Origin of the sequence: Streptomyces sp. NPDC058000 (assembly GCF_042886435.1) — a bacterium.
In the GTDB taxonomy this organism is placed as follows: Bacteria; Actinomycetota; Actinomycetes; order Streptomycetales; family Streptomycetaceae; genus Streptomyces.
The window spans coordinates 38244-55034 of record NZ_JBHVQS010000059.1; the positions used below are offsets into that span (position 1 = coordinate 38244).

Here is a 16791-nt window from a genome sequence, read left to right on the forward strand (position 1 = left end):
CGATGGGGCCTGGCAGCCGAGCCGCTTGCCCCCCGAGGCGGCGGATCGACATGACAGAGAATGGCCCGCCGCGATGAACGATCGATAAACGCCGCGCTCACCTGCTGCGCCGTGCGGAAACGGGCGGGCTGAGGTCAGGCGATGACGGGCAGCGTGAGCAGGGATTGCACCTCACGGCCCTCCTGCGCGCCCAGCTTCTCGTAGACGGGCAACGCCTCTTGCCAACAGACCCGGGCCCGACCGGTGTGCCCTATGTCGTTCAGCGCGCGACCGAGCAGTGTGAGGGCGTTGGCCCGCCACCACTCCCCGCCGACCCCGCGCAGCGCCGCGAGGGCCTGTTCGGCGTGGTTGGCGGCCTGGGCCGGGCGGTCGTTCTCCAGGTTGACCTCACCCAGCCGGAAGAAGGTCATGCCCTCCCAGAACCGCTGACGGTTGTCCTGGAAGATGGCCAGCGCCCCGCTGAGTTGCCCGGTGGCATCGCCCAGCCGGCCCGCGCGCTTGAAGGCGAGGCCGAGGGTGTACATCCCATTGGCCAGCCGGCGCGTGGCACCGAGCTCTCGATAGATGGCGATGCCTTCTTCCGCGAGCTGTATGGCGCTGTCCAAACGCCCCGTCTCCAGGTGTACGCGGGCGAGGTTGCACAGCGCACTGGCCTCGGACTGCGGGTTGTGGTCGTCGCGGAAGGCGGTGCGCGCCTGGCTGAGGTAGGGCTCGGCGTCGGCGTAGCGCTGCTGGACGATGGCGATGATGCCCCGGTCGTTGGGTGCGTTCGACGACGAGAACGCGTCACCGGTGGCCAGGCCCAGCAGCATGGCCGACTGGGCGTGCGCGTCGGCTTCGTCGAGTCGGCCCGCCAGGGTGCGGACGTTGGTGAGCGAGGTGTGCAGGCGGGCCTCGGCGCGCTGGTCGCCGAGTTCCTGGGCGGCGGCCAACAGGGCCACGTTGGCCTGCTCGTACTGGTGCGAGTCCGCGCTGGACTCGGCGAGGTCCAGCGTCAGCAGGAGGAGGTCCACGGACCGGCGCAACGTTCCCTCGGAATTCGACTGTTGGGCACAGGCGAGGAGGCAGCGCGCCTCGCCGAACAGCCACTGGAGCGCCGCGGGCCGGTCCGCGAAGACCAGGCCCGGGTAGTCGGGGCGCTCCATGTGGTCCACCAGCCGGTCCCCGGGCCGCTCCATGGCGTACATGTGGGCGGCCGTGGCCAGATAGAAGTCCAGCAGTCGGGACAGCGCCGCGCCCCGCTCGGACGGCGGGTGCTCGTCGCGTTCCGCGCAGGCCCGTGCGTACAGGCGGACCAGGTCGTGGAAGCGGTAACGGCCGGGTGCGGCGGACTCCAACAGGGAGGCGTCGACGAGGGATTCGACCAGGTCCTCGGCGTCGTCGAGGTCCAGGTCGAGGAGGGCCGCCGCGGCCGCCAGCGAGATGTCCGGGCCGTCGGCCAGGCCCAGCAGGCGGAAGGCGCGGGCCTGGGCGGGCTCCAGCTGCTTGTAGCCCAGTTCGAAGGTGGCCTTCACGGCCAGGTCGCCGGCGCGGAGTTCGTCCAGCCGGCGGCGTTCGTCGACGAGCTTGCTGGCCAGCGTGGAGACCGTCCAGGTCCGGCGGGCGGCCAGCCGGGACGCGGCGATGCGGATGGCCAGCGGCAGGAAGCCGCACGCGCCGACGACCGCCATGGCGGCCTGCCGCTCGGAGGTGACGCGTTCCTCGCCGACGATGCGGGTGAAGAGCCGCAGGGCCTCCTCCGGGCTCATCACGTCGAGGTCGATCAGGTGCGCGCCGGCCAGGTCGATCATCCGGGAGCGGCTGGTGACCAATGCCGCGCAGCCCTCGGTCCCCGGGAGCAGCGGCCGGACCTGCGCCGCGTCGCGGGCGTTGTCCAGGAGCGTGAGTACGCGACGCCCGGCCAGAGTGGAGCGGAAGAAGGCCGCCCGCTCCTCCAGCCCGTCCGGAATGGCGGAGTCCGGCGTCCCCAGGGCGCGCAGGAAGGCGCCGAGCACCGCCTCCGGTTCGACCGGGTTGTGTCCCGCCCCCTGGAGGTCGACGTAGAGCTGGCCGTCCGGGAAGTGCTCCCGCGCGGCGTGCGCCACGTGCACCGCCAGGGTGGTCTTCCCGACGCCGCCGATACCGGCGACCGCGGAGACCGCCATCACACTGCCCTCGGCCGTCGCCAGCTGATCGCTGAGTTCGGTGACGAAGGCGGCGCGACCGGTGAAGTCGGCCACGGTGGCGGGGAGTTGGCGGGGGCGGACGAAGGTGGCCTCGGGCGAGCCGGGGTCGGTGACGGCCGGGGCTTCCAGTTCGGCGTCGGCCCGCAGGATCCGCTGCTGGAGTTCGGAGAGCGAGGCGCACGGGTCCACGCCCAGCTCGTCGGCGAGCAGCCGGCGGGTGTCGGCGTACACCGCGAGCGCCTCGGCCTGGCGCCCACTGCGGTAGAGGGCCAGCATCAGCAGCTCCCGGAGCCGCTCGCGCAGTGGATGCGCGGCGGTCAGGGCGGTGAGTTCGGAGACCGCCTCGGCATGGCAGCCGGCCTCCAGGCGCAGGTCGAGGCGGGTCTCGGTCAGCGACAGCTGCCACTCCTGGAGGCGGGTCCGCTGGTTCTCGGCGTACGGGCCGGGCACCCGGGCGAGCGGTTCGCCGTCCCACAGGTCCAGTGCGGCGTCGAGGAGTTCGCGGGCCCGGCCGCGGTCGCCGGCGGCCCTGGCCTTCTCGGCCTCGGCGGCGTACTGCTCGGCGGTGTCGTGGTCGAGGTCCAGGGGGAGGCCGTCCACGGACCGCAGGGCGTAGCCGCCGGACTCGCTGACCAGCGCCTCGGCGTCGTCACCGAGGGCCTTGCGGAGCCGGGAGGCGTACGTCCGCAGTGCGGCCAGCGCGGCGTGCGGCGGTCCGTCGCCCCACAGGGCGTCGACGAGCTCGGGCGCGGTCGCGGTCCGCCCGCCGCGCAGCAGCAGCGCGGCGAGCAGGGCACGCTGCTGCGGAGAACCCGCAGCCAGCGGCGTCTCACCGCGCCAGGCCCGCACGGGACCGAGCACGGTGAAGCGGAGCCGCTCCCGCACCTGTCCCGGACCGTCGTCCATGGTTCCCCCTGCCTTGTCCCGTCCGTCCGCGCTGTCCTGGCCGTCCGCGCCTTTACCTTGTGCGCAACGGTCAGTCTGCCTTGTCACGGCCCCCTACGTCAGTAGGGGTCCGGAGCGTGCACAAAGCCTCCCCGTGCGGTGCGGATGGGGCGAAGCGGCGCTCCGCCGGTGACGCGGAGGGGAACCTTCCGTTCTCTTCCCCCGGCCCCGACTCGGCGTCTTCCCGGCGCATTTGCCCTGCTGAACGCGGTGTTCCGGGCCCGCCGCCACCCGCTCGTCCCCTTACTGGCCGTGTGTCGGCCACCTTCCCCGTACACCGGCCGGACGCCCCCGGCCCCTCTGCCCGAGGTGCCGGACGCCATCCCCGACTGGCTGGTTTGTTTCTGCCGGTGGCCCGGTACCGGCTGCCCGACCCGCCTGCGTACACGTCCTACGGGGGCGGGCCGGTTCTCCCTTCGGCCGCCGTTCCGCTGCCGTTCGGCCGCCCTTCCGCCGGCTTTCGTCGCGGGGTGGGCGCCGGGGTCGGGTGCGGGGCCGGGTGCCGGTCCGGTGATGCGGCCCCGTCCTCCCGTGTCGGTCCGGCCGACTCCGTCCGCATTACTGACGCACCGTCAGATCGACGCTACCGTAACGCCCATGGAGACCCAGCAGCTCAAGGAATCCACGGAATCCCCGGAGGCCACGCGGTCCGCGGGATCCGCGGGACCCGAGGAGCCCTTCCCCCGGATCATCTCGGTCGACGACCACACCGTGGAGCCTCCCGACGTCTGGCGGGACCGGCTCCCGTCGAAGTACCACGACACCGGCCCGCGCATCGTCCGCGCCCCCGTCAAGGAAATGTCTTTCGTCGGCGGCAAGTTCACCCCGAAGATGGGCGCCCCCGGCGACGACGGCCCGATAGCCGACTGGTGGATCTACGAGGACCTGCTCCGCCCGCTGACCCGCCTGGACACCGCCGTCGGCTACTCCCGCGACGAGATCAGGCTGGAGGGCATCACCTACGAACAGATGCGCCCCGGCTCGTACTCGGTCCCCGAACGCCTGGTCGACATGGACGTCAACCACGTCCAGTCCGCCCTCTGCTTCCCCACCTTCCCGCGCTTCTGCGGCCAGACCTTCACCGAGGCCAAGGACCGCACACTGGGGCTGCTCGGGGTGCGCGCGTACAACGACTGGATGGTGGAGGAGTGGTGCGGCCCGCAGGCCGGCGGCCGGCTGATCCCGCTGACCCTCATCCCCCTCTGGGACGCGGAACTGGCCGCCGAGGAGGTCCGCCGCAACGCGGCCCGCGGCGTCCGCGCCGTCTGCTTCAGCGAGATCCCGCCCCACCTGGGGCTGCCCAGCATCCACACCGACTACTGGGACCCGTTCCTGCGCGCCTGCGACGAGACCGGCACGGTCGTCGCCATGCACATCGGCTCGTCGTCGAAGATGCCGTCCACGTCGGCCGACGCGCCGCCCGCCGTCGGCTCCACGATCACCTTCGCCAACTGCTGCTTCTCGATGACCGACTGGCTGATGAGCGGCAAGTTCGACCGCTTCCCGAACCTCAAGATCATGTACGCCGAGGGGCAGATCGGTTGGATCCCGTACATCCTGGAGCGCGCGGACGTGGTGTGGGAGGAGAACCGCGCCTGGGGCGGCGTCGCCGACAAGGTCCACCGCCCCCCGTCCGAACTCTTCGCCGACCACGTCTACGGCTGCTTCTTCGACGACGCCTTCGGCCTGAAGAACCTCGACGCCATCGGCGTCGGCAACGTCCTCTACGAGACGGACTACCCGCACTCGGACTCCACTTGGCCGAAGTCGCGACAAGTCGCCGAGACCCAGATGTCCCACCTCGCCCCCGACGTCATCGACCGCATCGTCCGCGGCAACGCGATCGAACTGCTGGGGCTGACGGGGGAGGGGCTCTGGGGGCCGTCGGCGGGCGGAAGCTGACCCGGGCGGGGGCGGCTCATCGGCAGGGGCCGGCGGGGGTGAGCGGTCCGCAGGGAGGGTCCCGTCCGGCCGACGCGGACGGACGGGACCGGTTCAACCAGTTACCGGTTCGGCCCGTTCAGCTGAGCGGACGGCTGACGGGGGGACACGCGCCGTCGCCGCCCTGCGGCTGCGGGTCGCGCGGTGCCTCCGGGGGCATCGGGCCCCCGTCGTGCTTCCCGCCGTCGTCCTGTGCGACGACCTGCCCGTCCTGGGGGTGCCGGAACGGGGTGCCGCGCCAGCCTTCGGCGTCGGGCGTGCGCGTCTCGTACGTCTCGACCGCTGCGACGCTCATCTACCAACCTCCTCTTTTCCGAAGGGCCGTGCCGCCGTACCGTCGAGGCACGGCCCGTGGTCCCGCAGGGTTCCTGCGGCTGGGTCACCCGCTCCGGCCGCTCGACTGTCCAGGTTTCCGCGGTCGGGGCGGGACATACGTCGGCCGTCCGTGCCGCGGATCGCTGCACGGGGAACGGCCTGGCGTTGCGACGGTAAGGAGAGCGGAAGCCCGCGCTCAACGAACTTCTACGAACTTGCGCGCCTTCACCCGAGGGCATCGAGTGCCGACGCGATGAGTTTCCTGGCTGCTGCGCCGTAGACGGCGATAGTCGACAGCTCGGCGAATGTCTTGGCGTACTCGGCCACCTCGCTTGGCTGCGTGACGGTGAGGCTGGCGGACACCAGCTCGGAGGCAGCCTCATTGCTGTCGTAGAGGGAGAAGGATTCGCACGGCCAGGCGTGGCCGCGTATGACACCCATGGGGATCACACCCATGCTCAAAGACGGCGTGGCAGTCATGCCAATCAGATGCCCGAGTTGGCTCACCATGGTGTGCGGGCCGCCGATGACCGACCGGAGCACCCACTCCTCCACGAGGAAGGCGAAACGGCGTCCACCGCCGTGGAGAATGCGTTGACGGCTCATGCGGGCCTCAACCGCTTCCTCGATGTCGTCGGGGGCATCCCGTAGAGCGACAACTGTTCTGAGGATTTCCTGGGTGTACTCCCGTGTTTGTAGCAATCCCGGCACGACCTGGGACTGGTAGAAGCGGAACCAGCGGGTTCGCTCGTACAGGGGGAGTACGGAGTCTTGTACGTGCTTGAGTCCGGCCCGTTCCAGCCGACGCCATTCGACGTACATGCCGTCGATGCCGCGTGCCGTCGCGATGAGATCCGCTGCCTTGCCTTCTGCATGGCAGACATGAGTCCACAGGCGAATGTCTTCGTCTGACGGCGTTGTCTTGCCGTTCTCAAGCCTGGAGCTCTTCGACTCGTGCCACCCTGCCGTCGCCGCCACAGCACGAGCAGTCAGGCCGGCGTCCTGGCGGACCTCGCGTAGGCGCTTGCCCAGCGCCTCACGGGCCTGCTGGATGCTGGATGGCGGCGACGGACGGGACACGGGGTGAGCAACCTTGTCAGTGGATCAAACTGGTCTGTACTCCTCGTGGCCGATCGCCCGCTCCCACACGGCTTCGAAGGCCGTGGCGCAGAGACGCACCACCGACGGCTCGGTCGTGCGCTCTTCGTCTCCGTCCGGGGACAGCTCACCCTCGCCGGTGAAGTGCAGGAAGAGAACGAGGCTGTCGTCGAACAGCCAGAAGTCGTTGCCGGGGAGCGCGAGATCCGAAGCCTTACGGCGTGGCAGCCAACGGACCTGTTCGCCGGCCTCGACGTTGCGTGGCGTCAGATAGTGCTCGAAGCGGAGGTAGTCGCTCATCGGCTCGGAAAAGATCCGGGCCCGGCGGACCTCGACGCCGCGGCCGGTGATCTCGTTCATCAACGACAGCCAGGACCGCGACTCCGGATCGCACACCGGCAGAACGGTGTCGGGGTCCCGCGACCAGGAGATGAATTCAGAGTCCGACCGCATGTAGCCGTCCCTCATCTCCAGGTGTACGGCAGAGTGCTTGGCCTGTCGGAACAGGTCCTCAAACGACGCTTCCGCCACCGTTCACCTCCGGGAAGAATTCGACCATGTACTTGGGGATTTCAACGACGGTCTCATGGTCCGGGAGGTCCATCTGCGCCAGCCGCTCGTCGTCAAGCACCTTCAGGCCCTGGACCAGGTACCGGTCCCTGACGTCGTCGTAGTAGACGGTCGCGGACTTACCTTCTTTGGACTGGGGGTCTTTGCCCAGCATGTGCAGCGACACGGTGGCCTCCTCGCCTGTGGAACAGGATCTCCGTGATGGAGCTTGCACCCAACTCGACCCGCTTCGCACTTGACTTGCACGAACTTGCACGCCTGTAACGCGCTCGTCGTAGGCCACTGCTGCCGTCTGAGGTTGACTTGGCGCCTGGAAGCCTCGAAGGAAGGTTGGAACATGAGCACAGCCAACGAGTTCAGTGGATGGGATGCCCTTCTCCGTCAAGGTATGGGGCCAACGCAGCAGGCGTTCCTCGACCTGGTGCGCAGCACGAAGGACACGAAGCACTATTGCACGAACGTCATCTGGGGGAATCTCCAAACCCCCGACTACGTAAGGGCGATGCTGCGTCTGGTGGCTGACTTCCACGGAACACCCGATGACATCGAAGCCGGCGTTCAGGGCCGGACCGCGCGTGCTGGCCTTATCGGCAAGGAGGGGCGCACGTACCACGTGGTCCTCGCCCAAGAGGCGCTGCGCACGAACATCGGGGGGTGCGAAGTCATGCGAGGGCAGCTCGCCAGGCTTCTGGAATCGTGCGAACTCCCAGGCTTGAAGCTTGGCATCACCCCCGACCGGGCGGAGCAGCACGTCTACCCAGGCCATTCGTTCGGGATCTTCGACGGGAAGCGCGTGGAGGTCGAGCTGTACGGGGGAGCTCCGACGCACACCGATCCGGAGCAGGTCAGGGTCTATGAGGAAGCGTTCAGTCTCCTGGCGCGGTCGGCCGTCTATGGTGACGCGGCCAAGGCGCTGATTCGTCTTGAGTTGGCGGCACTTGAGGGGCCGGAGTGACTGGCTGACCGTGCGTCGGTGCCGTTCTCTGTGCGCAGTCTGCGCGCGGGGGCGATACGGACGGTGTAGGCCCCTACGCTGGCAGTGACGAGTTGTCCAGAAAGGGGCAAGGCCGTGACATCTGATGCTCCGCCCGACCCGGTGGTCGAACCTGTTGTCTTCGGTCAGCGCATGCAGATCCTCCGGACCCGACGCGGTATGAGCCGGACCGTGCTCGCCGGACTGTTGGGCAAGTCACCTAGCTGGGTCAAGCAGGTGGAGGGCGGGCGCCTCCAGATGCCCAAGCTCCCGGTGATCCTGCGGATCGCAGAGGTCCTGCGCGTCGGTGACCTGGCCGACCTCACCGGCGATCAGTCCATGTCCGTCGCGATGTTCACCGGCCCTGGCCATCCGCGGCTGCCCCAGGTGCGGGCGGCCATCGACGCCTTCCCCCTGGCCTCGCGGCGCCCTGCGCCGAGCACCAGGCACCTGCGGGCGCGACTGGTGCGGGCCTGGCAGGCCCGGCACTCCGCGCCGAACCACCGCGATGTCATCGGTGTCCTCCTCCCGGAGCTCATCCAGGACGCGCAGCTCGCGGTCCTACAGGCCGACTCGGGCCGCGAGCGCCGCACAGCGCAGGGACTCCTCGCTGAGGTGTACGGCCTGAGCCAGTTCTTCCTCGCGTACCAGCCGGATCCGGCATTGCTGTGGCGGGCGGTGGAGCGCGGCATGGTCGCCGCGCAGGAGTCCGAGGACCCGCACGCCATCGGTGTCGCCGCATGGCTGGCGACCCAGGCGCACCGCGACAGCGGGCACGCCCACTTCGATGCGGCGGATGCGGTGAACCTGGCGACGTTGCGTTACCTGGAACCGCTGCTGCCGGACGCGGGGGCGGACGTGCTCGCCATTACGGGCGCGCTGCGGTTCGAGGCCGGATACACCGCCGCCCGCCGCGGTGACACGGGCACGGCCTGGCGTTACTGGGACACCGCCCGCACCGTGGCCGAACGGCTTGCCGGCGACTACTACCACCCCGTGACGTCCTTCTCCCGCGCGGTGATGGGCGCACACGCCGTAACCATCGCGGTCGAGCTGCACTCGGGCCCGGAGAGCGTCCGGCAGGCAACGGCCGCAGACGTCACTGCCGCCCTGCCGTCCCGCCCGCGCCGGGCTCGGCACCGCATCGAGGAGGCCCGCGGCTACCAGCTCGACGGTCAGCCGGAAGCGGCACTGGCCACTCTGGGCAAGGCGTACGAGGCCGCTCCGGAGACCATCCGCTACAACGGCTACGCCCGCCGCATCGTCCTGGAGGAGTCCGAGTCCAGAAACTCGTCCCAGCGCCGTCGAGCCAGCGAACTGGCCGTAAAAATCGGCATGTTGGCGGCGTGAGCAAGGGGGCACAAACTGTGCCCCCTCGACCTTCTCGGGTGCCATACGGTCGTTCAGTACCTGACCACCGAAGACCCCCGCGACCGCTGCGAACGGCCCGGGGGCGTGGCCAACGCCTTAGAGGAGCGTCGACATGCCGCACTGTATCGCCCGTATCTTCGAGCCGCTGTTGCGGTTGTTGGTGCCCGCCTCGGGACGGCGCCGGCTGGAGGTGGCGGGGCGGTGAGCGAGGCGCGTGCGCCGCGGTTGCTGCCGTGGGTGTCGCCGGAGGGGAAGACCTGCTTCGTCCTGGGGGACGGGGAGGGGTTCGTGTCCCGGATGGCGGATCGGGTGGAGGCCGTTCAGCTGGATATGGCCGATGAGTTGGTCGCGCATGCGGACGGGATGCTCGGCGAGCCGAAGTTGTCGGAGCGGGAACTCCGTTTCCTGGCAGGGAATTTGACGTGCGCGCTGCGCGACGTTCGTCGGGTGGCGGTGAGTCGCGGTGCTCGACTGGGTGAGCCGGGGGATGTCCCCGGCTAGCCGGCTAGGAGCTCCCCCGACCGGGGTCGGCGGGCGCGGCCCGCGGCCCGGTCCGTCCTGCGGGGAGCGTCCCGGGCGTTCCCCTGAAGGGTGCCGCGCCAGGTGTGGCGTGGTGAGGGAGGTGGGCCCCGCCCGCCCCGAGGGTCGGGGAGGGCGGGGCCGGCATCGTGGCCGCACCCCTTGTCTGATGGTCCGTCAGGTATCACCATGTCCGCACTTCGAGTGCGGCGCGGCAGGGGTCGGGTCGGGTGAGGGGCGCGGGCATGGTGCAGGTGTTGCCGCAGGGGCGGTTGGTGTACGGGATGCAGCTGCCCGTGCAGGCGCAGAGTGTGATCTTCGCGGAGGGGTGGGAGGCGGCGGCCGGGCCGGAGGACCTGGTGGCGGTGGCGCGTGCGGCGGACCGGGCCGGGTTCGCCTACGTCGCGTGCTGTGAGCACGTGGCGATACCGCGGCGGCTGGCCGGGACGATGGGGACGGTCTGGTACGACCCGGTGGCCACGCTCTCCTATCTGGCGGCCGTCACGGAACGCGTGCGGCTGCTGAGCCATGTGGCGGTGGTGGGGTTGAAGCACCCGCTGCTCAGCGCCAAGCAGTACGCGACGTTGGACCGGCTGTCGGGCGGGCGGTTGATCCTCGGGGTCGGCGCCGGGCACGTGCAGGAGGAGTTCGAGGCGCTCGGGGTGGACTTCGCGCGGCGGGGAGCGGTGCTCGACGAGGCGATCGACGCGCTGAAGGTGGCGCTGGGGGAGGAGGAGTTCCCCGAGTTCAAGGGGGAGCGGTTGGCGTTCGGGGGGTTGGGGCAGGCGCCGCGGCCGGTGCAGACGCCGCGCCCGCCGGTGTGGGTGGGGGGCTCGTCCCCGGCGGCCGTACGGCGGGCCGCGGTGAAGGGGGACGGGTGGCTGCCGCAGGGGGACCGGCGGGAGCGGCTTCCGCGGCAGATAGCGAAGGTGCGGAGGTTGCGGGAGGAAGCGGGGGTGGTCGAACCGATCGAGATCGGGGCGATCGTCGAGCCGGTGTACGTGGGGGAGCCCGGGTGGGACGTCGGGCGGCGGACGCTCGTCGGGGCGCCGGAGCGGATCGCCGCCTCGCTGCGGGAGTACGGGGCGATGGGGGTGCAGCAGATCCAGGTGCGGTTCCGCAGTCGGGAGCGGGCGGAACTGGTCGATCAGATCGCGGCCTTCGGCGCCGAGGTCGGGCCGTTACTGCATGACTGAACGGCTGAACGGCTGGAGGGCTGAGCGTGCACGCAGAGATCGCTATCCGTACGCACACCACAGGAGCGCAGGCATGGGCAAGCTCGACGGCAGGGTCATCGTCATCACCGGGGCGGCGCGCGGGCAGGGGGAGCAGGAGGCGCGGCTCTTCGTGGCGGAGGGGGCGCGGGTGGTGCTCGGCGACGTGCTGGACGAACAGGGGGAGGAGTTGGCCGCGGAACTGGGCGGGGAACGGGCCCGGTTCGTGCATCTGGACGTGGCGGTGGAGGGGGACTGGGCGGCGCTGGTCGGGGCCGCCGGGGAGGCGTTCGGGAAGATCGACGGGCTGGTGAACAACGCCGGGATCCTGCGGTTCAACACGCTGGTGGACACCCCGCTGGAGGAGTTTCAGCAGGTGGTGTCGGTCAACCAGACGGGCTGCTTTCTGGGGATGCGGGCGGTGGCGCCGCAGATCGCGGCGGCCGGCGGCGGGACGATCGTCAACACCGCCTCGTACGCGGGGCTGACCGGGATGGCGTTCGTCGGGGCGTACGCCGCCACCAAGCACGCGGTGGTGGGGTTGACCCGGGTCGCCGCACTGGAGTTGGCGGCGCAGGGGATACGGGTGAACGCGGTGTGCCCGGGAGCGGTGGACACGCCGATGACGAACCCGGCGGCGCTGGATCCGTCGGCGGACCCGGTGGAGAGCGCGCGGGCCGTGGACGAGCTGTACCGGAAGCTGGTGCCGCTGGGGCGGATCGGGCGACCGGAGGAGGTGGCCCGGCTGGCGCTGTTCCTGTCGGGGGAGGACTCGTCGTACATCACCGGGCAGCCGTTCGTGATCGACGGGGGGTGGCTGGCCGGGGTCAGCCCGTTCTGAGGGTGCCGGGCCGGTGCGCGCCCAACCCGTAGCTGATGGGCCGTCAGGTTTGCGCGGTTGCGGGTATTGACGGGTCCCGGCGCCGCTGGAACAGTCGGTGCCATCCAATCTGACGGTACGTCAGAAATAGCCGCAGCAGCGGGTAAGGGACGGTGAACCCCTTGGAATTCGGGCTCTTTGTGCAGGGCTACGTGCCCGCCGCACGAGCGCAGGCCGACCCGGAGGCCGAGCACCACGCACTGATGGAGGAGACCGAGTACGTCATCCAGGCGGACAGGTCCGGCTTCAAGTACGCCTGGGCCTCCGAGCACCACTTCCTGGAGGAGTACTCCCACCTCTCCGCCAACGACGTCTACCTCGGCTACCTCGCGCACGCGACCGAGCGGATCCACCTGGGCTCCGGCATCTTCAACCCGCTCGCCCCCGTCAACCACCCGGTGAAGGTCGCCGAGAAGGTCGCCATGCTCGACCACCTCTCCACCGGGCGGTTCGAGTTCGGCTCAGGCCGGGGCGCCGGCAGCCACGAGATCCTGGGGTTCCTGCCGGGCATCACCGACATGAACCACACCAAGGAGATCTGGGAAGAGACCATCGCGGAATTCCCCAAGATGTGGCTCCAGGACGAGTACCAGGGGTTCCACGGCAAACACTGGCAACTGCCGCCCCGCAAGATCCTGCCCAAGCCGTACGGGCCATCGCACCCGGCGATGTGGTACGCGGCCGGATCGCCGTCCTCGTACGCGATGGCCGGGAAGAAGGGGCTGGGCGTCCTCGGCTTCAGCGTGCAGAAGGTCGCCGACATGGAGTGGGTCGTCGACTCGTACAAGAACGCGGTCAAGGACGCCGAGCCGGTCGGGGACTTCGTCAACGACAACGTGATGGTGACGTCGACCGCCATCTGTGCGGAGACGCACGAGAAGGCCGTGCAGATCGCGGTCGGCGGCGGGCTCAACTACCTCCAGTCGCTGCTCTTCCGCTACCACGACACCTTCCCGCGGCCGGAGGGCATCCCCCAGTGGCCCGAACTGCTCCCGGACTACACCGAGGAGATCATCGAGCTGCTGATCGCCGAGGAACTGATGATCTGCGGCGACCCCGACGAGGTGCTGCGGCAGTGCAAGCGCTGGGAGCAGGCCGGCGCCGACCAGCTCTCCTTCGGACTGCCGATCGGAGTGTCCGCCGAGGACACCATGAACACCATCAAACTGATCGGCGAGCACGTCATCCCGAAGATCGACACCGATCCGGTGCACCGGACCACCCGCTTCCGGCGGGCCGCGGGGACGGCCGGCTGAGCGGGAACGGCCGGCTGAACGGGGACGGCCGGCCGAGCGGGAACGGCCGGCCGAACCGGGCGTCCCCGGGCCCCGGCCGTGGCGCGGCGGTCCTGCTGGTTCCGCCGTGCCCCCACGCCCGGGCCCGCCCCGCCGCCGCGCGGCACCCCGCCCGCCCCGCCCGCGCCCCGCATTCGCCCCGCACCCGAGAAAGGACGCACGCCATGCTCGACCACCTCATCCAGGCCGCGACCGTCGTGGACGGCACGGGCGCGCCGGCCTTCGCGGCCGACGTCGGCATCCGGGACGGGCGGATCGCCGTGATCGCCGAGCCCGGCACCGTCGCCGAGGAGGCCCGGACGAGCGAGGACGCGCGGGGACTGGTCCTCGCCCCCGGCTTCATCGACCCGCACACGCACTACGACGCCCAACTGTTCTGGGACCCGTACGCCACCCCGTCCCTCAACCACGGCGTGACCACCGTCGCCGGCGGCAACTGCGGCTTCACCCTCGCCCCGCTCCACCCCGACCGGCCCGAGGACGCCGACTACACCCGGCGGATGATGAGCAAGGTCGAGGGGATGTCGCTGGTCGCGCTGGAAGAGGGCGCGCCCTGGAACTGGCACACGTTCGGCGAGTACCTCGACGCGCTGGAGGGGCGGATCGCGGTCAACGCCGGCTTCATGGTGGGGCACTGCGCGCTACGCCGCCACGTGATGGGCCCGGACGCGATCGGCGGACAGCCCACCACCGCCCAACTCGACGCGATGGTCGAGCTCTTCCACGACGCGATGGCCGCCGGGGCGTGGGGGCTGTCCACCACCCAGTCGTCCACCCACTCCGACGGCGACGGCAAACCGGTCGCCTCCCGGCACGCCCGCCCCGGCGAACTGCTCGCGCTGTCCCGGGCGGTGGGCGAGCACGAGGGCACCCAGCTGGAGGCCATCGTCGCCGGCTGCCTGGACCGGTTCGACGACGACGAGATCGATCTGCTGGTGGAGATGTCGGCGGCGGCCGGACGCCCACTGAACTGGAACGTGCTGACCATCGACGCCGCCGTCCCCGAACGGGTGCCCCGGCAACTCGTCGCCAGCGAACGGGCCCGCAGGGCCGGCGGCCGGATCGTGGCCCTGACCATGCCGATCCTCACCCCGATGAACATGTCACTGGGCACCTTCTGCGCCCTCAACCTCATCCCGGGCTGGGGCGACGTCCTCGGCCTCCCGGTGCCCGAGCGGATCGCCCGGCTGCGCGACGCCGACGTCCGGGCCGAGATGCTGCGCCGGGCGCACAGCGAGGAAGCCGGGGTGTTCCGGCGACTGACCGACTTCGCGCGGTACGTGATCGGGGACACCTACACGCCGGCCAACGCGGGACTGTCCGGGCGGGTGGTGCGCGACATCGCCGCCGAACGCGGACAGGACCCCTTCCACTGCCTGGTCGAGATCTGCGCCGACGACGCACTGCGCACGGTGCTCTGGCCGATGCCGACCGACAACGACCCGGACAGCTGGGCGCTGCGGCAACAGACCTGGCAGCACGAGGACGTCCTGCTGGGCGGTTCGGACGCCGGTGCTCACCTGGACCGGATGTGCGGCGCCCCGTACACCACCCGCTTCCTCGGCGACTGCCTGCGCGGGCGGAAGCTGGTCGGGCTGGAGCAGGCGGTGCGGATGCTGACCGACGACCCGGCGCAACTGTTCGGGCTGCGCGAACGGGGCCGGATCGCCGAGGGCTACCACGCCGATCTGGTGCTCTTCGACCCCGAGCGGATCGACGCCGGGGCCGCGACGCTGGTGCACGACCTGCCGGGGGACAGCCCGCGGCTGGACTCCCGGGCGATCGGCGTGGTCAGCGTGCGGGTCAACGGGGTGGAGACGATCCGGGACGACACGGTCACCGGCGCGGTGCCCGGGGCCGTACTGCGGTCCGGGCGGGACACGAGGACGGTGAGCACCAGGTGAGCACGGGCGGACGCGCGGCCGGCGCGGACGGGCAGCGGCTGTTCATCGGCGGGGAGTGGGTGGCGCCCGAGGGCGGCCACTACGACGTGATCAACCCGGCGACCGAGGAGGCCGTCGGGGCCGCCCCGGAGGCCAGCCGGGCGCAGGTGGCGGCGGCCGTGGACGCGGCCCGGGACGCCTTCGACGGCTGGTCGCGGACCGCCCCCGAGGAGCGCGCGGCCGTCCTGGACCGGGCGGCGCGGGTGATCCGCCGGGAGGCCGCCGGCTACGCGGAGCTGGCGCAGGCGGAGAGCGGCGCGACGACCGGGACGGCGCGGGCCCTCCAGGTCGGGGTGTCCGCGGCCCGGTTCGAGCGGTACGCCCGCGGGGCCCTGGAACCGGTGGAGACCGCGATACCGCCGCAGATCAACGCGGCCGGGCCGATGGGCGGCGGGGGCGTCTTCGGGGCGGTCGCGGTGCGCCGACCGGTGGGCGTGGTCACCTGCATCACCTCGTACAACAACCCGTGGGCCAATCCGGCGGGGAAGGTCGCGCCGGCGCTGGCGATGGGCAACACGGTGGTGGTCAAGCCGGCCCCGCAGGACCCGCTGTCGGTGTACCGGATGGCCGAGGCGCTGTCGGAGGCCGGCGTCCCGCCGGGGGTGGTCAACGTCGTCAGCGGGGCGCGGCCGGAGGTCGGCGAGGCGGCGGTGGCGGCCGCGGGTGTGGACATGGTCAGCTTCACCGGCTCCACCGCGGTCGGCCAGCGGATCGCCGAGGAGTGCGGCCGCGGGATGAAGCGGCAGCTGATGGAGCTGGGCGGCAAGGGCGCGGCGCTGGTCTTCGACGACGCCGACCTGGCCTCGGCGGTGTCCGGGATCGGCACCACCTTCTCCTTCTACAGCGGCCAGATCTGCACCGCGCCGACCCGGGTACTGGCCCAGCGCGGGATCTACGAGCGGCTGGTGGCGGGGTTGGCGCGGTACGCGGAGCAGCTGACCGTCGGCGATCCGCGGGAGCCGGGCACGGTGGTCGGCCCGGTGATCTCGGCCGCGCACCGGGACCGCATCGAGGCGTACACCGCACTGGCGGTGAAGGAGGGCGCCCGCCTGGTCACCGGGGGCGAGCGTCCGGCGCCGGCGCGCGGCTTCTACGTGGCGCCGACGCTCTTCGCGGACTGCACCCCCGGGATGCGGGCGGTCCGCGAGGAGATCTTCGGGCCGGTGGTGACGGTGGTCCCCTTCGACGACGAGGAGGAGGGCATCGAGCTGGCCAACGACAGCGACTACGGGCTGCTGGACTACGTCTGGTCCGGTGACGTGGCCCGGGCCTTCCGGGTGGCGGGGCGACTGCGGGCCGGCGGGGTCGGCGTCAACACGGTCGGGCGGAACATGGAGGCGCCGTTCGGCGGCTTCAAGCGCAGCGGGGTGGGGCGCGACGTCGGTTCGTACGCGCTGCACGCGTACAGCGAGGTCCAGGCGATCGTCTGGCCGGGGTGAGTGGCGGGCGGTCGCGCGGGTGGTGTGGGGGGGGGGGGGGCCCCCCCCCCCCCCCCCCCCCCCCCCCCCCCCCCCCCCCCCCCCCCCCCCCGCGGAAAAAAAAAAAAAAAAACAAACACCCCC

General features: G+C 71.1%; 14 protein-coding genes. 9 read left to right on the plus strand and 5 right to left on the minus strand.

What is annotated here, in order from left to right; translation table 11 throughout:
* Positions 1 to 134 precede the first annotated feature (134 nt).
* On the minus strand, positions 135 to 3071 hold the full coding sequence (locus ACFVT2_RS35560; RefSeq protein ID WP_390024848.1) for a BTAD domain-containing putative transcriptional regulator: 2937 nt from the start codon (positions 3069 to 3071) through the stop codon (positions 135 to 137).
* Positions 3072 to 3707: 636 nt separating this feature from the next.
* On the opposite strand from ACFVT2_RS35560, the gene ACFVT2_RS35565 reads away from it, so the two are divergent.
* Positions 3708 to 5012 carry an amidohydrolase family protein gene (locus tag ACFVT2_RS35565; protein WP_390024850.1) on the plus strand — a complete coding sequence of 435 codons (1305 nt, stop codon included), beginning with the start codon at positions 3708 to 3710 and terminating at the stop codon, positions 5010 to 5012.
* Positions 5013 to 5130: 118 nt separating this feature from the next.
* On the opposite strand, the gene ACFVT2_RS35570 is transcribed toward ACFVT2_RS35565, so the two are convergent.
* The 4 genes from ACFVT2_RS35570 to ACFVT2_RS35585 all read right to left on the minus strand — a co-directional run bounded on the left by ACFVT2_RS35570 (position 5131) and on the right by ACFVT2_RS35585 (position 7200).
* Positions 5131 to 5346: a hypothetical protein gene (locus ACFVT2_RS35570; RefSeq protein WP_390024852.1), complete on the minus strand. Its 216-nt coding sequence runs from the start codon at positions 5344 to 5346 to the stop codon at positions 5131 to 5133.
* A 245-nt stretch (positions 5347 to 5591) separates the two neighbouring features.
* Positions 5592 to 6446, minus strand: a complete 855-nt coding sequence (locus ACFVT2_RS35575; RefSeq protein WP_390024854.1) for a helix-turn-helix domain-containing protein — start codon at positions 6444 to 6446, stop codon at positions 5592 to 5594.
* Between the two features lie 24 nt (positions 6447 to 6470).
* Positions 6471 to 6932: a DUF6879 family protein gene (locus ACFVT2_RS35580; protein WP_390024873.1), complete on the minus strand. Its 462-nt coding sequence runs from the start codon at positions 6930 to 6932 to the stop codon at positions 6471 to 6473.
* A gap of 43 nt (positions 6933 to 6975) precedes the next feature.
* Positions 6976 to 7200, minus strand: a complete 225-nt coding sequence (locus ACFVT2_RS35585) for a hypothetical protein (protein WP_390024855.1) — start codon at positions 7198 to 7200, stop codon at positions 6976 to 6978.
* A 171-nt stretch (positions 7201 to 7371) separates the two neighbouring features.
* Here ACFVT2_RS35585 and ACFVT2_RS35590 point away from each other — a divergent pair, with 171 nt between their 5' ends.
* The 8 genes from ACFVT2_RS35590 (at position 7372) to ACFVT2_RS35625 (ending at position 16668) form a co-directional block, all read left to right on the plus strand.
* Complete coding sequence (locus ACFVT2_RS35590; protein WP_390024857.1) at positions 7372 to 7989, plus strand: DUF5753 domain-containing protein; 618 nt, start codon at positions 7372 to 7374, stop codon at positions 7987 to 7989.
* Positions 7990 to 8160: 171 nt separating this feature from the next.
* Positions 8161 to 9357 carry a helix-turn-helix domain-containing protein gene (locus ACFVT2_RS35595; protein WP_390024875.1) on the plus strand — a complete coding sequence of 399 codons (1197 nt, stop codon included), beginning with the start codon at positions 8161 to 8163 and terminating at the stop codon, positions 9355 to 9357.
* A 222-nt stretch (positions 9358 to 9579) separates the two neighbouring features.
* The gene (locus ACFVT2_RS35600; RefSeq protein WP_390024859.1) at positions 9580 to 9879 is read left to right on the plus strand and encodes a hypothetical protein; all 300 of its coding nucleotides are present in this window, start codon (positions 9580 to 9582) and stop codon (positions 9877 to 9879) included.
* Positions 9880 to 10142: 263 nt separating this feature from the next.
* Complete coding sequence (locus ACFVT2_RS35605) at positions 10143 to 11093, plus strand: TIGR03619 family F420-dependent LLM class oxidoreductase (RefSeq protein ID WP_390024861.1); 951 nt, start codon at positions 10143 to 10145, stop codon at positions 11091 to 11093.
* Positions 11094 to 11166: 73 nt separating this feature from the next.
* Positions 11167 to 11952, plus strand: a complete 786-nt coding sequence (locus ACFVT2_RS35610) for an SDR family NAD(P)-dependent oxidoreductase (RefSeq protein ID WP_390024863.1) — start codon at positions 11167 to 11169, stop codon at positions 11950 to 11952.
* 161 nt (positions 11953 to 12113) lie between these two features.
* A complete protein-coding gene (locus tag ACFVT2_RS35615; protein WP_390024865.1) occupies positions 12114 to 13247 on the plus strand; it encodes an LLM class flavin-dependent oxidoreductase in 1134 nt (377 codons plus the stop codon).
* Between the two features lie 203 nt (positions 13248 to 13450).
* Positions 13451 to 15190 carry an amidohydrolase family protein gene (locus tag ACFVT2_RS35620; RefSeq protein ID WP_390024867.1) on the plus strand — a complete coding sequence of 580 codons (1740 nt, stop codon included), beginning with the start codon at positions 13451 to 13453 and terminating at the stop codon, positions 15188 to 15190.
* Entirely contained in the window at positions 15187 to 16668 is a 1482-nt protein-coding gene (locus ACFVT2_RS35625) for an aldehyde dehydrogenase family protein (protein ID WP_390024869.1), read from the plus strand. The genes ACFVT2_RS35620 and ACFVT2_RS35625 overlap by 4 nt, the downstream gene beginning before the upstream one ends.
* The last annotated feature ends 123 nt before the right edge of the window (positions 16669 to 16791 follow it).